Genomic DNA, 24,720 nt, shown 5'->3' with positions numbered 1-24,720 from the left:
ATGAGACTACCCGCTGGTTCGAACGGAGTCAGCGCCGCTCGGGCTTGGCGGCGCGGGACATCAGCTCCTTGAGGGCGACGACCGGCGGCTTCCCCTCGTGGACGATGCCGACGACGGTTTCGGTGATGGGCATGTCGACGCCGTGCCGCCGCGCGAGGTCGAGCACCGACTCGCAGGACTTGACGCCCTCCGCGGTCTGCCGGGTGACGGCGATGGTCTCCTGGAGCGTCATCCCGCGGCCGAGGTTGGTGCCGAAGGTGTGGTTGCGGGAGAGCGGCGAGGAGCAGGTCGCCACCAGGTCCCCGAGGCCGGCGAGTCCGGAGAAGGTGAGCGGGTCGGCTCCCATGGCGAGCCCGAGGCGGGTGGTCTCGGCGAGGCCCCGGGTGATCAGCGAGCCCTTGGCGTTGTCGCCGAGGCCCATGCCGTCGGCGATGCCGACGGCGAGACCGATCACGTTCTTCACGGCGCCGCCCAGTTCGCAGCCGACGACGTCGGTGTTGGTGTACGGGCGGAAGTAGGGCGTGTGGCAGGCGGACTGGAGCCGCCGGGCGACGCTCTCGTCGGTCGAGGCGACGACGGCCGCGGCGGGCATCCGGGACGCGATCTCCTTGGCCAGGTTGGGCCCGGTGACGACGGCGACGCGTTCGGAGGGGACCTTGGCGACCTCTTCGACGACCTCGCTCATCCGCTTCGCGGTGCCGAGCTCGACCCCCTTCATCAGGGAGACCAGCACGGTGTCGCCGGCGAGCTCCGGGGTCCAGGCCGCGAGGTTGGCGCGCAGGGTCTGCGAGGGGACGGCGAGGACGGTGAAGTCGGCGCCGGCCAGGGCCTCGGCCGCGTCGGTGGTGGCCCGCAGCCCGGCGGGGAGCTCGATGCCGGGGAGGTAGTCGGGATTGGTGCGGGTGGTGTTGACGGCCTCGGCGAGCTCGGGGCGGCGGCCCCACAGGGCGACCTCGCAGCCGGCGTCGGCGAGGACCATGGCGAACGCGGTTCCCCATGAGCCGGTGCCGAGGACGGCGGCCTTGACGGGCGTGGTCACTTCGCTCCCTCTCCGGCGGCCTTGCGGCGCTGCTCGGCGCGCGCCTCGCGCAGATCGTACGGCTTGGCGGGCGCGGACTCCCCGCGGATCTCCTCCAGCAGGACGGTGATCGCGGCCATGATCTCCTCGGTCGCCTCCCTGAGCACCTCGGGCGTCGGCTCCTTGCCGTAGAAGCGGTCGAGGTCCACCGGTGGACCGGCCTGCACCTGGAGGGTCTTGCGGGGGAAGAAGCTGAACCTGTGCTCCTTGGCGTACGGCGGCATCGCCAGGTTGGCGCCCCACTGGGCGACCGGGATGACGGGGGCACGGGTCTGGAGCGCGGCGCGGGCGACGCCGGTCTTGCCGGTCATCGGCCAGGTGCCGGGGTCGCGGGTGAGGGTGCCCTCCGGGTAGAAGGCGACGCACTCCCCGCGTTCGACGGCCGCCACGGCCGCGCGGAAGGCGCCCACCGCGTTGGACGACTCGCGGTAGACGGGGATCTGGCCCGTGCCGCGCAGCATGAGTCCGACGCCGGGCGCCTTGAAGAGGGCGGCCTTGGCCAGGAACCGGGGCACCCGGCCGGTGTTGTACTGGAAGTGCCCGTAGGAGAACATGTCGAGGTACGAGTTGTGATTGATGGCGGTGATGAATCCGCCGTCGGCCGGAATGTGTTCCATTCCCCGCCAGTCCCGCTTGAACAGAAGCAACAGCGGCGGCTTGGCGATGACCGCCGCCAGGCGGTACCAGAAGCCGATTCTACGGCGGGACACTCGGACACCTTCCTCTATGACGGGCCATGCCCGTCCGCTGGGGGTCAAGTGTCGCCCCAGGCCCCCGGTCTGTCGAGGACACCGTACGCCTCACCGCCGCCCCCCGGACCGCTGGCCCGTTCGCGCCGGAGGACACAATGGGCCCCGATGCGCACCGACGGAGATCTCGCCCCGGACCCGGCCCCGGTCGCCGGCTGGTCCCTCGTCGTTCCCCTGAAGCCGCTGGCCCTCGCCAAGAGCAGGCTCGCGGGGGCCGTCGGGGACTCGCTGCGCCCCCGGCTCGCCCTGGCGTTCGCCGAGGACACGGTGGCGGCGGCGCTGGCCTGCGCGGCGGTCGGGGATGTGGCCGTCGTCACGGACGACCCGGTGGCAGGCGCCGCGCTCGCCGCGCTCGGCGCCCGGATCGTCCCGGACGCTCCGGGCGCGGGGCTGAACGCGGCGCTGGAGCACGGCGCGCGCGCGGTGCGGGCCCGTCGCCCGCGCGCGGCGGTGGCGGCGCTGAACGCGGACCTCCCGGCATTGCGGCCCCGTGAATTGGCGCGGGCCCTCGCGGCCGCCTCGGCATTTTCCCGGGCATTTCTGACTGATGCCGCGGGAATCGGCACGACATTGCTGTGCGCACTGCCGGGGGCGGAATTGCGTCCCGCATTCGGCGGGCCCTCGCGCCGCCGCCATTCGGCGTCGGGCGCGGCGGAAATCCTCTCCCCGGGCCTGGATTCGGTGCGCCGGGACGTGGACACGGGCGCAGATCTGGCGGCCGCCCTCGGTCTGGGCGTCGGCCCGCGCACGGCGGAGGTGACGGCCGGCCGCACCGCCTGGGCGCGCACCGCGCAGGCCGCCGAGGCGCCGCCGGCCACGGCGTGACGGCGGTGCCGGCGGGGAGCGGCGCCCGGGCGGCAGGCCCTGAGGGCCCCCCTGCCCGGCGGATCAGTCGGCGGCGCCGGTCGCACGGGGCCTCCCCGGGCCCGCATGCAGAGAGGACGCACCGCACGGCGGAGGGCCCCCTCGTACCGGGCGCGTTCGGGCGGTCCGACGACGCGGCGAGGTGCCGCGGCGGTCGCCGGATCACCCGCCGGGGACCGCGGGACAGCCCTTAAGCTGGGGCCATGCAGGCCACCTCGTACACCTACGACGCCGGGACCCGCAGCGGCAGCGTGCTGCTCGACGACGGGACGCCTGTCCCGTTCGACGCCGCGGCGTTCGACGCGGGCGGGCTGCTGCTGCTCCGCCCCGGGCAGCGGGTGCGGATCGAGACCGAGGGCGAGGGCGAGGCCCGCCGCATCACGCTGGTGACGCTGCAGACCTTCTGACCCGCAGTCCCCCTGCACCACCGGCCCACTGACGCACGGCCCCGGCGGACCGCGCGACCGGCCCGAACGGCCCGTGGGCCGCGGACCGCGCGACCGGCCCGTGGGCCGTGGCGGACACACGGCGCGGGCCGGTCTCCCCGAGGGAGACCGGCCCGGCGCGTGAGTGGCCCTGCTGGTGCGTACCGCTTACTTCTTGCGAGCGGTGGTGGCCTTCTTCGCGGTGGTCTTGCGCGCCGTCGTCTTCTTGGCGGGCGCCTTCTTGGCGGTGGCCTTCTTCGCGGGAGCGGTCTTGGCCGTGGTCTTCTTGGCCGCGCTCTTCGCCGTGGTGGCCTTCTTGGCGGTGGTGGCCTTCTTGGCCGTGGTCTTCTTGGCGGCGGCGGTGGTGGCCTTCTTCGCCGCCGTGGTCTTCTTGGCGGCGGCCTTCTTCGCGGGCGTCGCCTTCTTGGCGGCGGCGGTCTTCTTCGCCGTGGCCTTCTTGGCGGCGGCCTTGGCCGTCGTCCGGGTGGAGGAGCCTCCGGAAAGGCTGCCCTTGGGAGCCTTCTTGACGGACACCTCGCCGCCCTTGGGGAGCTTCTTCGAACCGCTGACCAGGTCCTTGAAGCCCTGACCTGCGCGGAATCGCGGAACAGAGGTCTTCTTGACCCGGACACGCTCGCCCGTCTGGGGGTTGCGGGCGTAGCGGGCGGGGCGGTCGACCTTCTCGAACGAGCCGAAGCCGGTGACCGAGACCCGGTCACCGCCGACAACCGCCCGGACGATCGCGTCGAGCACCGCGTCGACAGCGTCCGCGGCCTGCTGACGGCCGCCGAGCTTGTCGGCAATCGCTTCTACGAGCTGCGCCTTGTTCACGTCTTCCCCTTCGGAGACATATGGCCGGAACGATTGCGTCCAGGCGTTTTCGCACGTTAGGCAGATATATACCGCAAATCAAACACGAAACGGGCTAATCACCCTAGTGCCGCAACGAAGTCGACCGTGGCGGAGTTCTCTGCGGTCAGTCACCTCGAGGGAATCGGCCCTCGTCGAGGTCCTTCATCAACAGATCCAGACGCCTTGCCGCGTCCGGGAGATCGTGCTTTGCCGCCGCCGTGACGACGAGCAGCTTCCGGGACAGCGCCATCCTTACGCCCTCCGGGACTTGCAGTGCGCGCACTCGTGAGTGCGCTTCCTTCAATCGGGCCGCGACCGCCTCGTAGAGCTCGAGTTGGCTGTCACGTTCCATGCACCGATTGTGCCATCTGTGGCTAGTTGTCGCCCCAGGGGGTCTCAACAGACGACTGCGCCCCCCACCGGGCGGTGGGGGGCGCAGTCGGGGAAAAGCGCTGATCAGACCTGCACGGTGCGCGGTTTGAAGGCGGGCCTGGCCGCTTCGTAGGCGGCGATGTCCGCTTCGTTCTGAAGGGTGAGGCTGATGTCGTCGAGCCCGTTCAGCAGGCGCCAGCGGGCGTTCTCGTCGAGCTCGAAGTCGGCGGTGATTCCGGGGGCGATGACCTGGCGCGTCTGCAGGTCGACGGTGATCTCGACGGTCGGGTCGGCCTCGGTCAGCTCCCAGAGCGCGTCGATGACCGACTGCTCCAGGACGACGGTCAGCAGGCCGTTCTTGAGGGAGTTGCCGCGGAAGATGTCGGCGAACCGGGCGGAGAGCACGGTCTTGAAGCCGTAGTTCTGCAGCGCCCAGACGGCGTGCTCGCGGGAGGAGCCGGTGCCGAAGTCGGGGCCGGCGACGAGGACCGAGGCGCCCTGGCGCTCGGGGCGGTTCAGCACGAACTCGGGGTCCTTGCGCCAGGCCTCGAACAGCCCGTCCTCGAAACCGTCGCGGGTGACCTTCTTCAGCCAGTGGGCCGGGATGATCTGGTCGGTGTCCACGTTGCTGCGGCGCAGCGGGACGGCACGGCCGGTGTGGGTGGTGAAAGCTTCCATGTTCCTCAGACCCCCGCGGGCGTAGAGACGTCGGCGTCGGACAGGTCGGCCGGGGAGGCCAGATGGCCCAGCACGGCGGTGGCGCCGGCGACCTGCGGAGAGACCAGGTGGGTGCGGCCGCCCTTGCCCTGCCTGCCCTCGAAGTTGCGGTTGGAGGTGGAGGCGGAGCGCTCGCCGGGAGCCAGTTGGTCCGGGTTCATGCCGAGGCACATGGAGCAGCCCGCGTGCCGCCACTCGGCGCCCGCCGCCTTGAAGACCTTGTCCAGGCCCTCCTCCACGGCCTGGAGCGCCACCCGGACGGATCCCGGGACGACCAGCATCCGCACGCCGTCGGCGACTTTGCGGCCTTCGAGGATCGAGGCGACCGCGCGCAGGTCCTCGATGCGTCCGTTGGTGCAGGAACCGACGAAGACGGTGTCGACGCGGATGTCCCGCAGCGGCTGCCCGGCGGTCAACCCCATGTACTCCAGGGCCTTTTCGGCCGCCAGGCGCTCCGAGGCGTCCTCGTACGAAGCCGGGTCGGGGACGTTCGCCCCGAGCGGTGCGCCCTGGCCCGGGTTGGTGCCCCAGGTGACGAACGGGGAGAGCTCGGCGGCGTCGATGAACACCTCGGCGTCGAAGACCGCGTCGTCGTCGGTGCGCAGGGTGCGCCAGTACGCGACGGCGGCGTCCCAGTCCTCGCCCTGCGGGGCGTGGTCGCGGCCCCGGAGGTAGTCGAAGGTGGTCTCGTCCGGGGCGATCATGCCCGCGCGGGCGCCGGCCTCGATCGACATGTTGCAGATGGTCATCCGGGCTTCCATCGAGAGCTTCTCGACGGCGGAGCCGCGGTACTCCAGGACGTAGCCCTGTCCGCCGCCGGTGCCGATCCTGGCGATGATCGCCAGGATCAGGTCCTTGGCCGTCACGCCGTCCGGCAGTTCGCCGTCGACGGTGATGGCCATGGTCTTCGGGCGGGCCATCGGCAGCGTCTGGGTGGCCAGCACGTGCTCCACCTGGGAGGTGCCGATGCCGAACGCCAGCGCGCCGAAGGCGCCGTGGGTGGAGGTGTGGGAGTCGCCGCAGACCACGGTGGTGCCGGGCTGGGTCAGGCCCAGCTGGGGGCCGACCACGTGGACCACGCCCTGCTCGACGTCGCCCAGCGAGTGCAGGCGCACACCGAACTCGGCGCAGTTCTTGCGCAGGGTCTCCAGCTGGGCGCGGGAGACCGGGTCGGCGATGGGCTTGTCGATGTCGAGGGTCGGGGTGTTGTGGTCCTCGGTGGCGATGGTGAGGTCGAGACGCCGCACCTGCCGACCGCTGAGCCGCAGACCGTCGAACGCCTGGGGGCTGGTCACCTCGTGCAGCAGGTGCAGATCGATGAAGAGGAGGTCGGGCTCGCCCTCGGCGCGCCGGACGACGTGGTCGTCCCAGACCTTCTCCGCGAGTGTCCTACCCATCGCTTTCCCTCCGGCCGGGCTGTGCCGCCAGGCGCAACTAGAGATCGTGTGCAACGCCCATGGGTCCCGGGTTGCCACTACAGCGTGACAAGTTCCATGGAAAATTGAACTTGCGTTTCACAGAGTGAGACGGGAGTATCGTTGCATGGACAACTCTAGCGGCGTCGGCGTCCTCGACAAGGCAGCCCTTGTCTTGAGCGCCCTGGAGTCCGGGCCGGCCACCCTCGCGGGTCTGGTGGCGGCCACGGGACTCGCACGACCCACGGCCCACCGTCTGGCCGTGGCACTGGAACATCACCGTATGGTCGCCCGCGACATGCAGGGCCGGTTCATCCTCGGTCCGCGGCTGTCGGAGCTCGCCGCCGCGGCGGGCGAGGACCGGCTGCTCGCCACCGCGGGCCCCGTGCTCACGCATCTGCGCGACGTGACCGGCGAGAGCGCGCAGCTCTATCGCCGCCAGGGCGACATGCGGATCTGTGTGGCGGCGGCCGAGCGGCTGTCCGGTCTGCGGGACACCGTGCCGGTCGGCTCCACGCTGACGATGAAGGCGGGGTCCTCGGCGCAGATCCTGATGGCCTGGGAGGAGCCCGAGCGGCTCCACCGCGGCCTCCAGGGCGCGCGTTTCACGGCGACGGCGCTGTCCGGCGTGCGGCGCCGGGGCTGGGCCCAGTCGATCGGCGAGCGCGAGCCGGGGGTGGCCTCGGTGTCGGCACCGGTCCGCGGGCCGTCCAACCGCGTGGTCGCCGCCGTCTCGGTCTCCGGACCGATCGAGCGCCTGACCAGGCACCCGGGCCGTATGCACGCCCAGGCGGTCATCGACGCCGCCGGCCGCCTGAGCGAGGCCCTGCGCCGCTCCGGCTGATCCCCACACGTCCACGTCCGGCCGGCCCCTTCAACGCCGCAGGGGCCGGCCGGAGGTGTCTGCGGGTCCGGATCGCCCCGAAGGGGGCCGCGGGTGCAGCATGGAAGTACCTGCGGACCGACGGAGGTGCCGAGACGATGGCCGAGTTCATGGACGTACACCGCGGTATGAAGGGCATCACCAGTGATCAGCTGATGGAGGCCCACCGCGCGGACCTCGCGATCGAGGGCGAGGAGAACGTGCACTTCAAGCAGGCGTGGGCGGATCCCGAGACGGGCACCGTCTACTGCCTGTCCGAGGGGCCCTCGGCGGATGCCGTGCAGCGCATCCACGAGCGCACGGGCCACCCCGCGGACGAGATCCACCCGGTGCCCCTCTCCGTGTGACCCCTCCCCCAACTGCCGCCGCACGGAGGGCGGATGGAGATGCCCGCCGATGCCCGGGGCCGCTGCCGTCCGGCGCGCCCCTGGCAGCGGGTGGCCGCCCGGCCACGGAGGGACGCCGGGGAGGCGGACACGGAAACGCCGGAGGGGCCCTTCAGATGAAGGGCCCCTCCGGACTCGTACCCCCGACCGGATTCGAACCGGCGCTACCGCCTTGAGAGGGCGGCGTGCTAGGCCGCTACACAACGGGGGCAAATCTTCGATCCCTCGACGGGATCAGCTGGCCTACCAGGACTCGAACCTAGACTAACTGAACCAGAATCAGTCGTGCTGCCAATTACACCATAGGCCACTGGTGGTATAGACCAGTTGGTACCCCCGACCGGATTCGAACCGGCGCTACCGCCTTGAGAGGGCGGCGTGCTAGGCCGCTACACAACGGGGGCCCTAGCGATCCTGCATCGACATCGTCGAGGAGCGACCTCGAGACCTCGCGGGAAGGATCTGTACCCCCGACCGGATTCGAACCGGCGCTACCGCCTTGAGAGGGCGGCGTGCTAGGCCGCTACACAACGGGGGCTTTGCAGATGAGCTCTGCGAGCTGGCCTACCAGGACTCGAACCTAGACTAACTGAACCAGAATCAGTCGTGCTGCCAATTACACCATAGGCCACCAAAACGCAACCCCCGGTGGGGATCTTGTTCGGGTTTGCGCTTCCGGTTCCGGCCTTTCGGCCCGCTCCCCTCGGCGCAGGAAGAACATTACCCGAAGGTCGACGGCGCTCCAAAACGGGTATCGCCGCGCAACAGCGGGGCGAGCTGGTCCAGGCCCGTGATCCGGGTCAGTTCGGGTCTGCCGCCCGCTCCGGCACGGTCCAGCCAGATCCCGGTGAGCCCGGCCTCGGTGGCTCCGCGGGCGTCGATGTCGGGCTGGTCGCCGACGTACGCCACGTCCTCGGGGGGCAGTCCGACGGCCTCGCACGCTGCGAGGAAGGCGCCGGCCTCGGGCTTGGAGATCCCGAGTTCGACGGCGCACACCACGGCCTCGAACCGGTCGCGGACGCCGAGGGCGCGCAGCTTCCGCTCCTGGTTCGCCAGGCTGGAGTTGGAGAGGACGGCGTGACGGTAGTCACGTGCGAGGAGGTCGAGCACCGGCACGGTGTCGGGGAAGAGCGCCCAGGCGGCCTCGTAGTGCGCGATGTGCTGCCCGAACCACTGCTGGGCCTCCTCGTCGCCCATGCCCGGTGCGCCGAGGAACTCCCGCACCCGGTCGCGCCGCTGCCCCTCGAAGTCGGTGAGCCCGGCGGCGACCCGCGCCCAGTGCACCTCGGTGATCCGCTTCCACGCGTCCAGGGCCTCCTCGACGGATGCGTACGCCTCCGGCAGGCCCACGTCGCCGAGATGCCGGCGCATACCGGTGCGGTCGGCGTTCGCGTAGTCGAAGATCGTGTCGTCGATGTCCCAGAGCACGGCGCGGATCGGCATACGACGACCGTACCGCCGCAGTCCTCACCGGCCGGGGGTCCGGGGGTCGCCCCCGGAACACGCAGCGTCGATGTCCCAGAGCACGGCGCGGATCGGCATACGACGACCGTACCGCCGCAGTCCTCACCGGCCGGGGGTCCGGGGGCTCTCACCGGCAGGGGCGGCGGTGGGCGGCGTCAGCCGGTCTCCGCCGTCTCCTCGCCCTCGGACGGGACGACGAAGAAGTCGGTCACGAAGCAGACGACGGCACCGTCGGCGCCGCGGCCGACCCAGGTCGGGTAGGCGCCGTCGCCCCAGCCGGACATGAAGGCGATCAGGTTGTGGCCGGTGTCCTTCGCGGTGACGGTGTGCGGCCCGAGGTACGCGTCGCCGCCGGCGGCGAAGGCGTCCCAGAGCGGGCCCTCCTCGCCGACGCAGTCGGGGAAGGACTCGTCGCAGGCGGCGTCGTAGAAGCAGCCGGTGCCGGCGTCCACGCCGTAGGCGAAGAACTCGTCGTCGGCGAGCTGGGCCGGATCCTGGCCGGCCTGGTGGGCGATCTCCCAGCTGACGGGCGGGGCGTCGGAGATCAGCAGGCGGGCGGCGGCGATCCGCAGATGGGGCTCGTCGGACGGGGGCTCGTCGTCGTCGACGAGGGTGGCGACCGCACACTCCACGGCGTAGCGGCCCGGCGGGACCTCGGCGGTGAACGGCTCGGACTCGCCGGTACCGAGCGTGACGAACGGGTCGCAGGCGCAGACCTTGCCGCTGGGCAGCCAGAGCTCACCGGCCCGTACGACCGACATCTCCCCCGTGGTCCCGGGTTCCTCGGTGAAGCGGCTGCCGGGCGTGAAGTGCCGGGTGAAGTCGGGTGCGGGCATGGGCATGCTGGTCCCCCAGGGAGCCGTGGCGATCGGAATCGCCCCGAACACTAGCCCCGCCCCGGGAGAACGCCGAAGGGGCGGCGGCCACTTCGGCCACCGCCCCTTCCCGGGCGGGCTCGGACACGCTCAGGCGGCGAGCTTCGCCAGTGCCGCGTCGATGCGGGCCAGGGTCTTCTCCTTGCCCAGGATCTCCAGGGACTCGAAGAGCGGCAGGCCGACGGTGCGGCCGGTGACGGCCACCCGTACCGGGGCCTGGGCCTTGCCGAGCTTGAGGCCGTGGGCCTCGCCGGCGGCCAGGACGGCCTCCTTGAGGGACTCCGGGCTGGACCAGTCGGCCGTCTCCAGCTTCTCGCGGGCGGTGGTCAGCAGGGCCGCGGGCTCGCCCTTCATCGCCTTGGTCCAGGACGCCTCGTCGTCGACCGGCTCGTCGAGGAAGAGGAAGTCGACGTTGGCGGTGATGTCGGAGAGGACGGTCAGCCGCGTCTGCGCGTGCGGGGCGATGGCCTCCCACTTCGCGCGGTCGAACCGCTCCGGCGCCCAGTTCGCGTGCGGGGCGGTCAGCCACGGCTCGCACGCCTCGGTGAACGCCTTCACGTCCAGCATCCGGATGTGGTCGGCGTTGATCGCCTCGGCCTTCTTGAGGTCGAAGCGCGCCGGGTTGGCGTTGACGTCGGCGACGTCGAACTTCGTGATCATCTCGGGGATCGTGAAGACGTCCTGGTCGGCGGAGAAGGACCAGCCGAGCAGCGAGAGGTAGTTGAGCAGGCCCTCCGGGAGGAAGCCGCGCTCGCGGTAGATGTTGAGGGACGCCTGCGGGTCGCGCTTGGAGAGCTTCTTGTTGCCCTCTCCCATGACGTACGGCAGGTGGCCGAAGGCGGGGATCTCCTTGGCGACGCCGAGCTCGATCAGCGCCTTGTAGAGGGCGATCTGGCGGGGGGTGGAGGAGAGCAGGTCCTCGCCGCGCAGGACGTGGGTGATCTCCATCAGGGCGTCGTCGACCGGGTTGACCAGCGTGTACAGCGGGGCGCCGTTGGCGCGGACGATGCCGTAGTCGGGGACGTTGTCCGGGGTGAAGGTGAGTTCGCCGCGGACCAGGTCGGTGAAGACGATCGGCTCGTCGGGCATCTTGAAGCGCACGATGGACTCGCGCCCTTCGGCCTCGTACGCGGCCTTCTGCTCGGCGGTCAGCGTGCGGCAGGTGCCGTCGTAGCCGGAGGGCTTCCCGGCGGCGCGGGCGGCGTCGCGGCGGGCTTCGAGCTCCGCGGCGGTGCAGTAGCAGTGGTACGCGTGGCCGGCGTCGAGGAGCCGCGTGGCGACGTCCCGGTAGATGTCCATCCGCTGCGACTGGCGGTAGGGCGGGTGCGGGCCGCCGACCTCCGGGCCCTCGTCCCAGTCGAGGCCGAGCCAGCGCAGCGAGTCGAGCAGCTGCTGGTACGACTCCTCCGAGTCGCGGGCCGCGTCGGTGTCCTCGATGCGGAAGACCATCGTGCCGCCGGTGTGCCGGGCGTAGGCCCAGTTGAACAGCGCGGTGCGGACGAGGCCCACATGGGGGTTGCCGGTCGGGGAGGGACAGAAACGGACGCGGACGGGTGCGTTAGCCACGCTTGATCACCTTGTTGGTGAGAGTGCCGATGCCTTCGATGGTGACGGCGACCTCGTCGCCGACGTTGAGCGGGCCGACCCCCGCGGGGGTGCCCGTGAGGACGACGTCGCCGGGGAGCAGCGTCATCGCCTCGGTGATGTGCACGATGAGGTCCTCGACGGAGCGGACCATCTCGCTGGTGCGGCCCAGCTGCCGCTGCTCGCCGTTGACCGTGCACTGGACGACGGCGTCGGCCGGGTCGAAGTCGGTCTCGATCCAGGGGCCGAGGGGGCAGGAGGTGTCGAAGCCCTTGGCCCGTGCCCACTGCTTCTCGCGCCGCTGGGCGTCGCGGGCGGTGACGTCGTTGGCGCAGGTGTAGCCGAGGACGACGTCCTTGACCCGCTCGCGCGGGACCTCTCGGCACATGCGGCCGATGACGACGGCCAGCTCGGCCTCGTGGTGGAGCTCCTCGGAGAACGAGGGGTACTCGATGGAGTCGCCGGAGCCGATCACCGAGGTGGTCGGCTTGAAGAAGGCGACCGGGACCTCGGGGACCTCGTTGCCGAGCTCCGCGGCGTGCTCCGCGTAGTTGCGGCCGATGGCCACGACCTTGTTGGGGAGCACGGGGGGCAGCAGGCGGACCTTGCTCAGCGGGACCTTGGTGCCGGAGAGCTCGAAGTCGGCGTACGGAATGCCCTTGATGATGTCGAGGAGGAGGCCGTCGGGGCCTTCCTCGACCGCGCCGAAGGCGACATTGCCGTCGATGGAGAACCTGGCGATGCGCACGGGATGCTGTCGCCCCTCACTTCTTCTTCGCTCGCTGAGCTGGCCTGGAGACTGACGCTCCAGGCTAACGCGGCGAGGGGGGCGCACATGGCGCAATACCCTCCGTGCGGCCTCGCGGGGCGCCCGGCCCACGGGCGCGGTGCGCCCGTTTGGTGTGCGGGCCGCGCGTACGGGCGGGCACTCCCCTGCCCTGCGCGTACGGGTGCGGTGCGCCCGTGCGGCGAGTGAGCCGAAGGGGCGCGGGCGGTGCCGAAAGGGAGAGCGCGCGGAGGTCCCGAGGAACGAGGGACCGAGCACGGTCGACCGTCGGCACCGTCTTCAGCGCCCCGGAGGCGAACCGAGCCACCAAAAGAGGGAGAGCGCGCGGAGGTCCCGAGGAACGAGGGACCGAGCACGCTCGACCGTCGGCACCGTCTTCAGCGCCCCGGAGGCGAACCGAGCCACCGAAAAGGCAGGCGCCCCGGAGGCGAACCGGGCCTCAGGAAACGGGCGCGTCCATGAGGATGGTGCGGCGGGGGTTGGCCGTCTGGGTCGGGAGGTCGACGGAGTGCTCCGGCTGCTCCGGCGTCTGCAGCTCGCCGGCGTCCTTGAGGTGCGCGAGCGTGGTGCGGCGGGGGTTGGCGGTGCTGCGGAACATCATCGTCGTCTTCATCGGTGGTTTCAGACCCTGTCGGCGTAGGAACGCTCTGTCGAGCGCGGTTGACGGTGTGGCCATCCTCGTAAAGCGTCAGGCTAAACATCGGATTCCCGTGGAATGCCAGGATGAGACAGCCTTGATCGTGTGAGTTTGCTCACGAGATGAGTCACAATACCGGCATTGCAGACAGTGGATCTCCGTCGCAGGAACGGACATTCCGCCACTGAACGAACGATTCCGCTCCTGATCATGGCGACTGGGACACCCCTCGCGCGCCCGGGACTCGTACCACTACGCCCGTTTTCTCCGCCATCGCTTCCCACAGCTCGTGACACCGCGCTCACAAAGTGTCACTCACGTCACAGGGCGGTACACGGCCCTTGTTGGAGATCCTGCACTGTGCTGGAATTCCACGCACCGCCGCGGGTTTCAGGTCCGGCGCGCAAGGGCGCAACGCAGCGCCGGGTGGCGGCGGAGAAGGGGGAGCAGCGCCGGTCACTCAAGACCACCAGGGGTAAACGACTCATTACCCCGAGACGCCGACACCGTCCCGCCGCGACAGCGGAGGGACGCCTGGTCCAGAGGTTGCGACGCTAGTGCAGGGACGTTTCAAGAGGGATGGCATGGGGCGTCCTCAGGCCCGTCAGGGCCAAGGGGACGCTATGGCGGAACAGGAGCCGCGCGGCACCGACCGCGGTTCCTCGCCCCAGCGCACCCACACCCAGGGACCGGCCGCATCCGGTGACAGCGGCGACCGCTCCGCGCGCAACGGCTCCCCCGCCGCCGCGCCGGACGGCGCCAGGAGTGCGCCCGCGTCGGCGAGCCCCACGGAGACCGGTTCGCGAATAGCGCTGCGCAACTGGCGCATCAGCACCCGTCTGGTCTCCCTGCTCACCCTCCCCGTCGTCGCGGCGACCACGCTGGGCGGACTCCGTATCCAGGAGTCCATGGACGACATGAAGCAGCTGGACCACATGCAGCTGCTCACGGAGATGACCCGGGCGGCGACCGACCTCGCCCAGGCGCTGCAGTCCGAGCGCGACCTCTCCGCCGGACCGCTGGCCAACGGCTCCCCCGTCACGGACTTCAAGGTCTCCGGGCCCCGTACCCAGACCGACCGCGTCAAGAAGGCGTTCCTCGACGCGACGCGCAACATCCCCAACACGGACGACGACGAGGCGCTGGAGAGCATCCGCGCCAACGCCAACCAGATCGCCGTGCAGGTCAACGGACTCAACAAGATCCGTTCGACCGCCTACGCCTCCGGCGCGCCGAACTCCCAGACCGTGGAGAGCTACAGCCGGCTGATCGAGTCGCTGCTGAGCCTGTCCCAGGACATGGCGCAGGCGACCAGCAACCCCGACATGATCAAGCGCACGCGTGCGCTGGCGGCGTTCTCGTCCGCCAAGGAGTACGCGTCGATCCAGCGCGCGATCATCGCCGCCGCCCTGCCGGGCGGCGACGACGCGAAGGCTCCCGGCCTGACCGAGCCCGACCGCCTGTACGGCAAGGCCGCCGTGGAGAACGGCGACTCGGAGCTGAAGGCGTTCAAGGCGCTCTACGAGTCCACCGGCGGCGACGCCGAGGAGCTGACCGCCTCCCTGGACGGCGGCACCGACCCGACGATCGCGGCCTCGGAGCTGTACGCCAAGCGCGTGCTGGACAACCCGAACGGCTTCGAACGCCGTGCCGAGCGTTCGCACCTGGACTGGACCGACGACTACTCGGTCCGCATCAACGCGATGAAGCGCGTCGAGGCCCAGCTGCTCGGCGAGATGGAGGCCAAGGCCCGTGAGCTGCGCGAGGAGTCGCAGCAGGACGCCATCATCAACGGTGCGCTGATCCTCGTCGTCCTCGGCGTCTCCCTGGTCGGCGCCTTCGTCGTCGCCCGGTCCATGATCCGTTCGCTGCGCCGGCTGCAGGACACGGCGACCAAGGTCGCCCAGACCCGGCTGCCCGAGCTGGTCAAGCAGCTGTCGGAGTCGGACCCGCAGGACGTCGACACCTCCGTCGAGTCCGTCGGTGTGCACTCCCGTGACGAGATCGGCCAGGTGGCCGCGGCCTTCGACGACGTGCACCGCGAGGCGGTCCGCCTCGCCGCCGAGCAGGCGCTGCTGCGGGGCAACGTCAACGCGATGTTCACCAACCTCTCGCGGCGTTCCCAGGGCCTCATCCAGCGGCAGCTGTCGCTGATCTCCGAGCTGGAGTCCCGCGAGGCCGACCCCGACCAGCTGTCCTCGCTGTTCAAGCTCGACCACCTCGCGACCCGTATGCGCCGGAACGGCGAGAACCTCCTCGTCCTCGCCGGCGAGGAGCCGGGCCGCCGCTGGACGCGCCCCGTGCCGCTCGTCGACGTGCTCCGCGCCGCGGCGTCCGAGGTGGAGCAGTACGAGCGCATCGAACTGGCCGCCGTGCCCGCGACCGAGGTCGCCGGCCGTGTGGTCAACGACCTCGTGCACCTGCTCGCCGAGCTGCTGGAGAACGCGACGTCGTTCTCCTCCCCGCAGACGAAGGTCCGGGTCACCGGCCACGCGCTGCCCGACGGCCGGGTGCTGGTCGAGATCCACGACACCGGCATCGGCCTCTCCCCCGAGGACCTGGCCGCGATCAACGAGCGGCTCGCGTCGCCGCCCACGGTGGACGTCTCGGTCTCGCGCCGCATGGGTCTGTTCGTGGTCGGCCGCCTGTCGCTGCGGCACGGCATCCGCATCCAGCTGCGTCCGTCGGACTCCGGCGGCACGACCGCGCTCGTCATGCTGCCGGTCGACGTCGCCCACGGCGGCAAGAAGGCTCCGGGCAAGCCCGGCCAGCCGGGCGGCGGCCAGGGCGGCCCCCAGAAGCCCGGCGCGGGTGCGCCCGGTGGTCTGCCGGGGCGTCCGGCGGGCCAGGGCGGCGGGAGCCGTCCGGGTCTGGCGGGCCCCGGAGCGGGTGGGCCGGGTGCCGGCGCTCCCGCGGGCGGCCGGCTGGGAACCGGTGCACCGCGCGGTCAGGTCGGCGCGGGCGCGGCTCCGCGTGCCGCGCTGCCGGGCCGTGACGGCGGGCCGCAGGGCAACGGCGGCCAGCCGCAGAGCGGCGGCAGTCTCTTCGACGCCGGCCGTCCGCAGCAGGGGGCCCCGGCTCCCGCGCGCGGCGAGGCGGGGCCCGGCGCGGGCCGTCCGGCGCCGCAGCAGCCCGGCGCCGGCGACCGGGGGCGGCAGCTGCCGCCGCCCGGCGGTCCGCGGGCCGAGCTGCCCGGCGGGGCGCCCCGCCAGGAGGAGCCGCGTCCGCAGCGTCCGCAGACGACCAGCTGGGGCAACGAGCAGGGCGTGCCGCAGCAGCGTCCCGCCGCCGACGCGCCGCGCGGTCACGACGACCACGACGCCTCCCGCGGGCAGGCGGGCACGGCCGGGTTCGCCCGGCCGGAGCTCGGCGGCCCCCGGGGCGCCGGCGGGCCGGGGCAGTACACCCGGCAGGACGTGTTCGGCGGTCCGGCCGGGGCGGGGAACCCGTCGGGCACCGGCCAGTTCGCCCGGCCGGAGCAGGGCGGGCACCAGGACCCGGCGTCCACCGCGCAGTTCCCGCGACAGGACTTCCAGGCGCCGCAGCAGGACCCGGCGTCCACCGCACAGTTCGCGCGGCCCGACTTCCAGGCGCCTCAGCAGGTGCCGCAGCAGGACCCGGCGTCCACCGCACAGTTCGCGCGGCCGGACTTCCAGGCGCCGCAGCAGCCCGCTCCGCAGCGCCGGGACGAGGGCTTCGCCCCGCCGCGGGCCGTGGCTCCGCTGCCGGCTCCGCAGCAGCCCGAGGCGCTGCCGCCGGCGTCCGGTCCGGGGGACGGCCGTACGCCGCTGTACGACACGCTGGAGACCAACTGGTTCCACGGCGGCGGTGCCCAGGGCGGCGAGAGCCGTCCCGCGGAGCCGCAGCCGGAGCGGCCGGTGCCGCAGCGTGCTCCCGCGTCCGGCCCGGCACCCCAGGGCGGCGCACCCGTGGCGAACGGAGCCGCGAACTGGCGCTCCTCGCCCAACGACGAGCTGGTGCGCCAGGCCGAGCGGGTGCGCAAGCCCGCCGCGGGCGGCATCACCACCTCGGGTCTGCCCCGCCGGGTCCCGCGAGCCAACCTCGTGCCGGGCACCGCGCAGGAGCAGAACCACCAGTCCGGTCCGCAGATCTCGCGAGCCCCCGACGACGTGCGCGGGCGGCTGACGAATCTGCGCCGGGGTATTCAGCAGGGCCGGCAGCAGAACAGCACGACCGGCAGCTTCAACCTCGGCCCCACTCACCAGCAGGAGCGTTAGTTGAGCCCGATGAGCCAGGCGGCCCAGAATCTGAACTGGTTGATCACGAACTTCGTGGACAACACCCCCGGGGTGTCGCACACGGTGGTCGTGTCGGCCGACGGTCTGCTGCTCGCCATGTCCGAGGGGTTCCCGCGGGACCGGGCCGACCAGCTGGCGGCCGTGGCGTCCGGGCTGACCTCGCTGACCGCCGGTGCGTCCCGGATCTTCGAGGGCGGCCCGGTGAGCCAGACGGTGGTGGAGATGGAGCGCGGCTTCCTCTTCCTGATGTCGGTCTCCGACGGTTCGTCGCTGGCCGTTCTCGCCCACCCGGAGTGCGACATCGGCCTGGTGGGGTACGAGATGGCGCTGCTGGTGGACCGCGCGGGCAGTGTGCTCACGCCGGACCTGCGCGCCGAGCTCCAGGGAAGTCTTCTGCACTGACGGGAGGGACCGGTGACCCCACTCGCCGGTCCGCCGAAGCAACCCCACCGACAACCGAACGGCCGCCCCAAGGCCCCCCACCGGCCCCATCAGACGGCACAGCCGACCACTTGCTGTCACGCCCGGAGGATCCATGACCCCGCCCCCCGCCTCTCACGATCCGTACGGCGCCTCAGTCGACGCGTACGGGGACGAGGGCGACCAGCCGCTGGTGCGTCCTTACGCGATGACCGGCGGCCGGACCCGGCCGCGCTACCAGCTCGCCATCGAGGCGCTGGTCAGCACGACCGCCGACCCGGCCATGCTGGCCGGTCTGCTCCCCGAGCACCAGCGGATCTGCCACCTGTGCCGGGAGGTCAAGTCGGTCGCGGAGATCTCGGCGCTGCTGTCGATGCCGCTCGGTGTGGCGCGCATTCTCGTCGCCGACCTGGCGGAGGCCGGCATGGTGGCGATCCACCAGCCGGGCAACGGAGAGGCCGGCGGCACGCCGGATGTGACACTGCTCGAAAGGGTGCTCAGTGGACTTCGCAAGCTCTAGCGGCGGTGCGGCCCGGTCGACCACCAGCGCGAAGATCGTGGTGGCGGGCGGATTCGGCGTGGGCAAGACCACGTTCGTCGGCGCCGTCTCGGAGATCGACCCGCTGCGTACCGAAGCCGTCATGACGTCCGCCTCCGCGGGCATCGACGACCTCACCCACACGGGTGGCAAGACGACGACGACCGTCGCCATGGACTTCGGCCGCATCACCCTCGACCAGGACCTCATCCTCTACCTGTTCGGCACCCCCGGACAGGACCGCTTCTGGTTCATGTGGGACGACCTCGTACGCGGCGCCATCGGCGCCGTCGTCCTCGTCGACACCCGCCGCCTCGCCGACTGCTTCCCCGCCGTCGACTACTTCGAGAACTCCGGGCTCCCCTTCGTCATCGCCCTCAACGGCTTCGACGGACACCAGCCCTACAACCCCGAGGAAGTCCGCGAAGCACTCCAGATCGGCCCCGACACCCCGATCATCACCACCGACGCCCGCCACCGCGCGGACACGAAGAGCGCGCTGATCACGCTCGTCGAACACGCCCTGATGGCGCGGCTCAAGTAGACGACGCCATACGGTAGTTGTCGTAACTTGCTCAGCGGCGGGCTGTGTCTTTGGACACGGCCCGCCCGCCTGTTCATAACATTTCGACAGAGAATTCCGGAGCTGCCGCCACCCGGCGCGCACGATCGGTACCACTGCGCTCACATGAGCCTCGCCTTTTGACGGGGCTCGTTCTTTATGCCCGTTTTATTCGCGGGTACGGTCACCCGGAACCCCCGATTCCAGGTGTTTGGAATGGGGCGGCTCGGCGTGCTGCAATTCGTCGAACTGCCGAGTAGTACGGCTACGAACGAACCACGGCACAGCGTAGGTGCCGACGCCGAGAGGTTGTTGGTCGAGTGAGGCGAAGCAATACGAGCTCCGCAGAGCATCAGGCGCGGGGCAACTTCACCCCGCCGCGCACAGCGGCTTCGCCTGCGGATGCGTCGGGTGCTTCGAGCGACACCCCGCCCGCGGGCAACTCCAGCAGGATGTCCCCGCGCAACTGGCGGGTGCCCACCCGCCTGAACGCGATCCTGCTCATACCCGTGCTCGTCGGCCTGGTCATGGGCGGCTTCCAGGTGAAGCAGTCCATCGACACCTGGAGCGAGGCGCAGGACGCCGAGAAGACCGCGCTGATCGTGCGGGCCGCCGCGGAGTACGGCCAGGCCCTGCTCAACGAGCGCGATCTCACCGCTCAGACCCTGCTGCTCGCCACCAGCGAGGCCGACCGCAAGGGCCCGCAGGTCACCGAGGCCTACGAGACCACCGACGCCGCCGCCGCGAAGTTCCGCGAGGCCGTCCAGGACATGCCGTCCGGCCAGGGCCTGGAGCGCCGTCTGGAGCTCTTCGACAAGGAGGAGCCGAGCCTGGAGAAGCTGCGCGAGGCGGCGTACTCCAGGGCCCTCGACCCGGTGAAGACCGAAGAGGGCTACGTCAAGGTCCAGCACGTGCTGATGGAGTTCGCCAACGAGCTCGGTCTCGGCACCGGCAACGTGACCAGCTACGGCCGGACCGTCTACGCGGTCCAGCTCGCCAAGGCCGCCGCTTCGCTCCAGCGCTCCATCGGCACCCACCTGCTGGTGCGTCCCGGCTCGGGCGAGGTCCTCGCCCAGCAGAAGATCGCCTTCAACTCGTACAACTACCTGGAGCAGATCGCCATCGGCGAGTACGTCTCCGGTGGTACCGAGGCCGACACCGCCCGCCTCCAGCAGGTGATGGCGGGCAAGGCCGCCGAGGGCGAGAAGCGGCTCAAGGCGGCGGGCCTGAACCCGCCCGTGGGCCCGGACAAGTCCGTCTTCACCGGCATGGCCGTCGCCATCGGCTCCGGCGACTCCACTCCCGCGCAGCTGCGCCGGCAGGACGTCACGCCCGAGACCTGGATGGGCGCCGCCACCGCCAAGTTCGACGGCTACAGCGAGATCGAGAAGGACCTCGTCGACCGCGCCGTCTCCGAGGCCGCCGCGATCTCCGACGACGCCCGTACCGACGCCATCACCACCGGCGCCATCGTCGTGATCGCCCTGCTCGCCGCCTTCGTGCTCGCCGGCCTCATGGCCCGCCAGATGAGCCGCTCGATGCGCGAGCTGCGCACCGCGGCGTTCGGCATCGCCGAGCAGCGCCTGCCGATGCTGGTCGACCAGCTCTCGCGCACCGAGCCGGGCCGCGTCGACACCCGGGTCCAGCCCATCCCGATCGACTCCCAGGACGAGATCGGCGAGGTCGCCCGCGCCTTCGACCAGGTCCACCGCGAGGCGGTGCGTCTCGCCGCCGAGCAGGCCATGCTCCGGGGCAACGTCAACGCGATCTTCACCAACCTGTCGCGCCGCAACCAGTCGCTGATCGAGGGCCAGCTGACCCTGATCACCGACCTGGAGAACAACGAGGCGGACCCGGACCAGCTGGAGAACCTCTTCAAGCTGGACCACCTGGCCACCCGTATGCGCCGCAACGGCGAGAACCTCCTCGTCCTCGCCGGCGAGGAGCCGGGCCGCCGCTGGAACCAGCCGGTGCCGCTGGTGGACGTCATGCGCGCCGCCTCCTCCGAGGTGGAGTCCTACGAGCGCATCGAGCTCACGGGCGTCCCGGAGACCGAGATCCACGGCCAGGCCGTGACCGACCTCGTGCACCTGCTCGCGGAGCTGCTGGAGAACGCCACCACGTTCTCCTCCCCGCAGACCAAGGTGCGCGTCACCGCGACCCGGCTGCCCGACGGCCGCGTGATGATCGAGATCCACGACAAGGGCATCGGCCTCACGGCCGAGGACTTCGCCGACATCAACCACAAGCTGGCCAACCCGCCGACGGTGGACGCCGCCGTCTCGCAGCGCATGGGCCTCTTCGTGGTCGGCCGCCTCTCGGACCGGCACGGCATCCGCGTGCAGCTGCGCCCCTCGGGCGAGCAGGCCGGCACCACCTCGCTGGTCATGCTCCCCGACGCCATCACCCACGGTGGCGGCGGCGAGGCCCTGCCCGAGGACGACTTCACCGTCTCGCAGATGATCCCGCAGCAGCAGTCCTTCGACAGCGCACCGCTGCGCACGGCCGCCGAGCTCGGCTTCGACGACTCCCGCTACGACGCGGAGCAGGGCGCGACCCCCGGGCTCGACCCGGTCAACCGCTCCCTCATGCGCGGTGAGCGCCGCGCCGCGCTGGAGGCGCAGGCCCACGGCACGGAGCGTCCGCTCTTCCGCGACGAGGCCGCCTTCCCGCAGAACGCGCAGAACGCGCAGGGCCCGCAGCAGGAGTACGCGGGCGAGTACGGGCAGGAGTACAACGCCGAGTACCAGCAGGGCTACGCCCAGGACCAGCAGCAGGCCTACCCGCAGGACCAGCAGGGCTACGACGGTCAGCAGGGGGCCGCGTACGACGGACAGGGCTACGGCGACTACGACCGCGGCGGTTACGCCGGGCAGCAGGAGCAGCCGCAGCACGGCGCATATGCGGAGGGCGATTACCAGTCCGCCCAGCCGGCCGGCGCACCGTACGACGGCTCGTACGACAACGGTTCCCACCAGGAGGCCTGGCCGGATCAGAACGGATACCAGGCCGGTTACGAGCCCGAGTTCCGCCCTGAAGCGGAATCTTCCCAGGGCGCTCCCGCGAACGGCTCAGACCGCGTAGGCTTCGACCGTCCGGGTCCGGCTCCGAGCGCCAGCCACGAACTGACCTCCTCCGGCCTCCCGCGTCGCGGCAGCAGCCCGCAGCAGGCCCCGGGCCGGCAGCAGCCCCAGCAGCAGTCCGAGCAGGGGTGGCCCCAGCAGCCCGCCGAGCAGCAGCAGGCTCCGACGGCTCCACAGGGCGGCCAGGGCTCTCAGGACGGCGGCCAGGACACGGCGGGCGGTTCCGACGCCTCCACCGACGAGTGGCGTTCGGCGAACGACGAGCGCTGGCAGCGGGCGGAGAAGCTTCGCGACCCGAAGGCCGGCGGGGTGACCTCCTCCGGTCTCCCCCGGCGCGTGCCCAAGGCCAACCTGATCGAGGGCACGGCAGAGCAGACTCCGCAGGGCGGCCCACAGGTCTCCCGCGCCCCCGAGGACGTGCGCGGCAGGTTGAGCAACCTGCGCCGCGGCGTCCAGCAGGGACGCACCGCGGGGACGGACACGAACGGACCGGCCACCTACGATCGACACAGTGGCCCGGGTAGTACCTACAACCAGGAGCGTTAGTGTGAGCCCGATGAGCCAGGCGGCGCAGAATCTGAACTGGTTGATCACCAACTTCGTGGACAACACCCCCGGGGTGTCCCACACGGTGGTGGTCTCCGCCGACGGACTCCTGCTGGCGATGTCCGAGGGTTTCCCGCGTGACCGAGCCGATCAGCTGGCAGCGGTCGCCTCCGGGCTGACCTCGCTGACCGCGGGAGCGTCCCGGATCTTCGAGGGCGGTGCCGTCAACCAGACGGTGGTGGAGATGGAGCGCGGCTTCCTCTTCATCATGTCGATCTCCGACGGATCGTCCCTGGCCGTTCTCGCGCACCCGGAGGCCGACATCGGCCTCGTGGGCTACGAGATGGCCCTGCTGGTCGACCGGGCCGGCAGCGTTCTGACCCCGGACCTCCGCGCGGAACTCCAGGGAAGTCTTCTCAACTGACAAACGGACAGTGCATTTCCCGCCACCGCACCATAAAGTGCGGTGGCGCGGCCCCACAGGGACAGGGACCGGTGACCGGCGGTCGGAGGAGGAAACGTGGCAACACCCCCAGGCGGACACCCGTATGAAGGTGCTCACCAGCCCCAGGGTGAGCACACTCACAACCGCTTCAACTTTCCCTCGACCCCGAGCAGAGGGGGCGGCTCCCAGCCGTACCAGCAGCCTCAGGCCCCGGGAGCGTCGTCCTACGACCCGTCGTACGACCCTTCGTACCAGCAGCCGTACGAGCAGCCGTCGTACGACCGCCCCCAGGCACCGCGCATCCAGCCGGTGGCTCCCCGGCGCGCGCCCGAGCCCCAGACGGCTTCGGGCGCGAGCAGGCACAACCCGCTGGTGCGTCCCTACGCGATGACCGGCGGCCGGACCCGGCCGCGCTACCAGCTCGCCATCGAGGCGCTGGTCAGCACGACCGCGGATCCCTCCCGGCTGCAAGGGCAGTTGCCCGAGCACCAGCGGATCTGCCGGCTGTGCTTCGAGATCAAGTCGGTCGCCGAGATCTCGGCACTGCTCTCCATTCCCCTCGGCGTTGCCCGGATCCTCGTCGCCGACCTGGCGGAGGCCGGCCTCGTCGCCATCCATCAGCCCGGCGGCGACGAGGCCGCGGGTGGCCAGCCTGACGTGACACTGCTCGAAAGGGTGCTCAGTGGACTTCGCAAGCTCTAGCGGCGGTGCAGCCCGCTCAACCACCAGCGCGAAGATCGTGGTGGCGGGCGGATTCGGCGTGGGCAAGACCACGTTCGTCGGCGCCGTCTCGGAGATCAACCCGCTGCGTACCGAAGCCGTCATGACGTCCGCCTCCGCGGGCATCGACGACCTCACCCACACCGGCGACAAGACGACGACGACCGTCGCCATGGACTTCGGCCGCATCACCCTCGACCAGGACCTCATCCTCTACCTGTTCGGCACCCCCGGACAGGACCGCTTCTGGTTCATGTGGGACGACCTCGTACGCGGCGCCATCGGCGCCGTCGTCCTCGTCGACACCCGCCGCCTCGCCGACTGCTTCCCCGCCGTCGACTACTTCGAGAACTCCGGGCTCCCCTTCGTCATCGCCCTCAACGGCTTCGACGGACACCAGCCCTACAACCCCGAGGAAGTCCGCGAAGCACTCCAGATCGGCCCCGACACCCCGATCATCACCACCGACGCCCGCCACCGCGCGGACGCCAAGAGCGCGCTGATCACCCTCGTCGAACACGCCCTCATGGCCCGCCTGCGGTAGCGCTTCGCCGGGTGGGGGTCCCTGCCCGCCCGGCCGGCCCCGTGCCCCTGCTCCCGACGGAGCGGGGTACGGGGCCGTCGCGTTGTCCGGGGCCGACGGGAGCCCGGAGGCCCGCCGCTGCCGGCGGGGGCGGGGCGTCGTGTCCCGCTCCGCGCCGTTCGCGGTGCCGTCGGACGAGGGACGGGCCGTCTCCCCGGCGCCGCTGCCGCGGGAGGCCCGGGGAAGGCCGGGAGAGCGCCCCGGGAACGCCGCAGGCCCCGCACACGGCGTGTGCGGGGCCTGCGGGGCGCTGGTGTCAGCCCTGCCAGCTGTGGGAGGGGCGGAAGCCGCTCTGGCGCTCCAGGCGGCGCCAGCCGGCCGCGGTGCGGCCGCGGTGCGGGAGCGGGCCGGTGTCCTGACGCGACGCGGCACGGGCCATGAGGATCGCGGTGATGGCCGCGAGCTCCTCGGGCTCGGCGTGGCCCTTCTCCACCCGGAGGAGGGACGAGGGATCGGCGGGAGTGCTCATCGGTGTG

General features: G+C 71.3%; 24 protein-coding genes and 5 tRNA genes. 12 read left to right on the top strand and 17 right to left on the bottom strand.

Annotation, left to right across the window (positions count from 1 at the left end; genetic code table 11):
• Nucleotides 1-28: 28 nt before the first annotated feature.
• Nucleotides 29-1,039 (bottom strand): NAD(P)H-dependent glycerol-3-phosphate dehydrogenase, encoded by a 1,011-nt coding sequence (locus IAG43_RS23000; RefSeq protein ID WP_187742590.1) that lies wholly within the window; start codon nt 1,037-1,039, stop codon nt 29-31.
• Nucleotides 1,036-1,788, bottom strand: coding sequence for a lysophospholipid acyltransferase family protein (locus tag IAG43_RS22995; protein ID WP_187742589.1), 753 nt, complete (start codon nt 1,786-1,788; stop codon nt 1,036-1,038). Before IAG43_RS22995 ends, IAG43_RS23000 begins: the two co-directional genes overlap by 4 nt.
• 147 nt (nt 1,789-1,935) lie before the next feature.
• On the opposite strand from IAG43_RS22995, the gene cofC reads away from it, so the two are divergent.
• Entirely contained in the window at nt 1,936-2,652 is a 717-nt protein-coding gene (gene cofC / locus IAG43_RS22990) for a 2-phospho-L-lactate guanylyltransferase (RefSeq protein WP_187742588.1), read from the top strand.
• 242 nt (nt 2,653-2,894) lie between these two features.
• Nucleotides 2,895-3,098 carry a hypothetical protein gene (locus IAG43_RS22985; RefSeq protein WP_187742587.1) on the top strand — a complete coding sequence of 68 codons (204 nt, stop codon included), beginning with the start codon at nt 2,895-2,897 and terminating at the stop codon, nt 3,096-3,098.
• A 186-nt stretch (nt 3,099-3,284) separates the two neighbouring features.
• Here IAG43_RS22985 and IAG43_RS22980 read toward each other — a convergent pair whose 3' ends face one another.
• The 4 genes from IAG43_RS22980 to leuC form a co-directional block, all read right to left on the bottom strand.
• Nucleotides 3,285-3,947 carry an HU family DNA-binding protein gene (locus IAG43_RS22980; RefSeq protein WP_187742586.1) on the bottom strand — a complete coding sequence of 221 codons (663 nt, stop codon included), beginning with the start codon at nt 3,945-3,947 and terminating at the stop codon, nt 3,285-3,287.
• 145 nt (nt 3,948-4,092) lie between these two features.
• Nucleotides 4,093-4,320, bottom strand: a complete 228-nt coding sequence (locus IAG43_RS22975; protein ID WP_187742585.1) for an SCO5555 family protein — start codon at nt 4,318-4,320, stop codon at nt 4,093-4,095.
• A gap of 104 nt (nt 4,321-4,424) precedes the next feature.
• Nucleotides 4,425-5,018 (bottom strand): 3-isopropylmalate dehydratase small subunit, encoded by a 594-nt coding sequence (gene leuD / locus IAG43_RS22970; RefSeq protein WP_187742584.1) that lies wholly within the window; start codon nt 5,016-5,018, stop codon nt 4,425-4,427.
• Nucleotides 5,019-5,023: 5 nt separating this feature from the next.
• The gene (leuC, locus tag IAG43_RS22965; protein ID WP_187742583.1) at nt 5,024-6,454 is read right to left on the bottom strand and encodes a 3-isopropylmalate dehydratase large subunit; all 1,431 of its coding nucleotides are present in this window, start codon (nt 6,452-6,454) and stop codon (nt 5,024-5,026) included.
• A 145-nt stretch (nt 6,455-6,599) separates the two neighbouring features.
• On the opposite strand from leuC, the gene ndgR reads away from it, so the two are divergent.
• Both ndgR and IAG43_RS22955 read left to right on the top strand, forming a co-directional pair.
• Nucleotides 6,600-7,316, top strand: a complete 717-nt coding sequence (gene ndgR, locus IAG43_RS22960) for an IclR family transcriptional regulator NdgR (protein ID WP_187742582.1) — start codon at nt 6,600-6,602, stop codon at nt 7,314-7,316.
• 137 nt (nt 7,317-7,453) lie between these two features.
• Entirely contained in the window at nt 7,454-7,702 is a 249-nt protein-coding gene (locus IAG43_RS22955; RefSeq protein ID WP_187742581.1) for an SCO4226 family nickel-binding protein, read from the top strand.
• A 177-nt stretch (nt 7,703-7,879) separates the two neighbouring features.
• Here the strand turns inward: IAG43_RS22955 and IAG43_RS22950 are convergent.
• From IAG43_RS22950 to IAG43_RS22905, 10 genes are all read right to left on the bottom strand, one after another.
• Nucleotides 7,880-7,952 (bottom strand) — tRNA-Glu (locus IAG43_RS22950).
• A 27-nt stretch (nt 7,953-7,979) separates the two neighbouring features.
• Nucleotides 7,980-8,051: transfer RNA gene (locus IAG43_RS22945), tRNA-Gln, on the bottom strand.
• Between the two features lie 18 nt (nt 8,052-8,069).
• A tRNA-Glu gene (locus IAG43_RS22940) sits at nt 8,070-8,145 on the bottom strand.
• 61 nt (nt 8,146-8,206) lie between these two features.
• A tRNA-Glu gene (locus IAG43_RS22935) sits at nt 8,207-8,279 on the bottom strand.
• 21 nt (nt 8,280-8,300) lie between these two features.
• A tRNA-Gln gene (locus tag IAG43_RS22930) sits at nt 8,301-8,372 on the bottom strand.
• A gap of 89 nt (nt 8,373-8,461) precedes the next feature.
• Nucleotides 8,462-9,184: an HAD family hydrolase gene (locus tag IAG43_RS22925; protein ID WP_187742580.1), complete on the bottom strand. Its 723-nt coding sequence runs from the start codon at nt 9,182-9,184 to the stop codon at nt 8,462-8,464.
• A 176-nt stretch (nt 9,185-9,360) separates the two neighbouring features.
• Entirely contained in the window at nt 9,361-10,047 is a 687-nt protein-coding gene (locus IAG43_RS22920; RefSeq protein WP_187742579.1) for a DUF4241 domain-containing protein, read from the bottom strand.
• A gap of 123 nt (nt 10,048-10,170) precedes the next feature.
• Nucleotides 10,171-11,646: a glutamate--tRNA ligase gene (gene gltX / locus IAG43_RS22915; protein WP_187742578.1), complete on the bottom strand. Its 1,476-nt coding sequence runs from the start codon at nt 11,644-11,646 to the stop codon at nt 10,171-10,173.
• Nucleotides 11,639-12,412 carry a fumarylacetoacetate hydrolase family protein gene (locus tag IAG43_RS22910; RefSeq protein WP_187742577.1) on the bottom strand — a complete coding sequence of 258 codons (774 nt, stop codon included), beginning with the start codon at nt 12,410-12,412 and terminating at the stop codon, nt 11,639-11,641. The genes gltX and IAG43_RS22910 overlap by 8 nt, the downstream gene beginning before the upstream one ends.
• A gap of 478 nt (nt 12,413-12,890) precedes the next feature.
• Nucleotides 12,891-13,064: a hypothetical protein gene (locus IAG43_RS22905; protein ID WP_187742576.1), complete on the bottom strand. Its 174-nt coding sequence runs from the start codon at nt 13,062-13,064 to the stop codon at nt 12,891-12,893.
• A 608-nt stretch (nt 13,065-13,672) separates the two neighbouring features.
• On the opposite strand from IAG43_RS22905, the gene IAG43_RS22900 reads away from it, so the two are divergent.
• The 8 genes from IAG43_RS22900 (at nt 13,673) to IAG43_RS22865 (ending at nt 24,205) form a co-directional block, all read left to right on the top strand.
• The gene (locus IAG43_RS22900) at nt 13,673-17,326 is read left to right on the top strand and encodes a sensor histidine kinase (RefSeq protein ID WP_187742575.1); all 3,654 of its coding nucleotides are present in this window, start codon (nt 13,673-13,675) and stop codon (nt 17,324-17,326) included.
• A 9-nt stretch (nt 17,327-17,335) separates the two neighbouring features.
• Nucleotides 17,336-17,749, top strand: a complete 414-nt coding sequence (locus IAG43_RS22895) for a roadblock/LC7 domain-containing protein (RefSeq protein WP_142214992.1) — start codon at nt 17,336-17,338, stop codon at nt 17,747-17,749.
• A 133-nt stretch (nt 17,750-17,882) separates the two neighbouring features.
• On the top strand, nt 17,883-18,287 hold the full coding sequence (locus IAG43_RS22890) for a DUF742 domain-containing protein (protein ID WP_187742574.1): 405 nt from the start codon (nt 17,883-17,885) through the stop codon (nt 18,285-18,287).
• Entirely contained in the window at nt 18,268-18,849 is a 582-nt protein-coding gene (locus IAG43_RS22885) for a GTP-binding protein (RefSeq protein ID WP_187742573.1), read from the top strand. Before IAG43_RS22890 ends, IAG43_RS22885 begins: the two co-directional genes overlap by 20 nt.
• Nucleotides 18,850-19,187: 338 nt before the next feature.
• Entirely contained in the window at nt 19,188-22,496 is a 3,309-nt protein-coding gene (locus tag IAG43_RS22880) for a sensor histidine kinase (RefSeq protein WP_187742572.1), read from the top strand.
• Between the two features lie 10 nt (nt 22,497-22,506).
• Entirely contained in the window at nt 22,507-22,920 is a 414-nt protein-coding gene (locus IAG43_RS22875; RefSeq protein WP_005311461.1) for a roadblock/LC7 domain-containing protein, read from the top strand.
• A gap of 96 nt (nt 22,921-23,016) precedes the next feature.
• Nucleotides 23,017-23,643: a DUF742 domain-containing protein gene (locus tag IAG43_RS22870; protein ID WP_187742571.1), complete on the top strand. Its 627-nt coding sequence runs from the start codon at nt 23,017-23,019 to the stop codon at nt 23,641-23,643.
• Nucleotides 23,624-24,205 (top strand): GTP-binding protein, encoded by a 582-nt coding sequence (locus IAG43_RS22865; protein ID WP_050791473.1) that lies wholly within the window; start codon nt 23,624-23,626, stop codon nt 24,203-24,205. The genes IAG43_RS22870 and IAG43_RS22865 overlap by 20 nt, the downstream gene beginning before the upstream one ends.
• Nucleotides 24,206-24,500: 295 nt before the next feature.
• On the opposite strand, the gene IAG43_RS22860 is transcribed toward IAG43_RS22865, so the two are convergent.
• Nucleotides 24,501-24,713: an acyl-CoA carboxylase subunit epsilon gene (locus IAG43_RS22860; protein ID WP_187742570.1), complete on the bottom strand. Its 213-nt coding sequence runs from the start codon at nt 24,711-24,713 to the stop codon at nt 24,501-24,503.
• Nucleotides 24,714-24,720: the final 7 nt, after the last annotated feature.

The organism is Streptomyces genisteinicus, from assembly GCF_014489615.1.
Taxonomy (GTDB): Bacteria; Actinomycetota; Actinomycetes; order Streptomycetales; family Streptomycetaceae; genus Streptomyces; species Streptomyces genisteinicus.
Note: the sequence above shows the minus strand (reverse complement) of the source record. Positions and strands in the feature narration are given on the sequence as shown.